Annotated in this window: 1 protein-coding gene; it reads left to right on the top strand. The window is 38.6% G+C overall.

Annotated elements, in window-relative coordinates:
* Window positions 1-243 (top strand): hypothetical protein (locus IE124_RS35250; RefSeq protein ID WP_229833210.1); only part of this gene is annotated, 243 nt, incomplete at its 5' end.
* Window positions 244-533: the final 290 nt, after the last annotated feature.

Raw genomic sequence — 533 nt, forward strand, 5'->3', positions numbered from 1 at the left:
TGGAGAACAATATGGAGGTTCCCCAAAGAACTACCATTTGATCCAGCAACCCCACTTCTGGGTATCTACCCAAAGGACAGGAGAATACTCAGTCAGAAAAGTGCTTGCACATCAATGTTTATTGCAGCATTATTCACAATTGCCAAGACATGGAACCAACCTAAATGTCCACAAACTGATGAATGGATTGGAAAAGTGTGGTATATATACTCTATGGAATACTACTCAGCCATAAAAAAATAACAAGACCCTGGAATTTGATAGAAAGTGGTCAGATACGGAGGATATATTGCTGAGTGAAGTAAGCCAGACTATGAAAGAAAGATATTGTATGTATCCACTCAATATATACTGACTATCAGCACTCTATGATAGAGAGCAAAAAATTGGAGGACATAAAAGCAGTGAAGGTACTTAATGAGAATAGGACAGTGTGGAATGGGGGAGGTGAAGAAAAGAGGATAGAGAAAGATAGCAAGAGAACAATAGAGAGGCAGGATGTTAGTGAGAAACAGATATGGCTTATTAACTGT

Source organism: Streptomyces narbonensis, assembly GCF_014649015.1.
In the GTDB taxonomy this organism is placed as follows: domain Bacteria; phylum Actinomycetota; class Actinomycetes; order Streptomycetales; family Streptomycetaceae; genus Streptomyces; species Streptomyces narbonensis.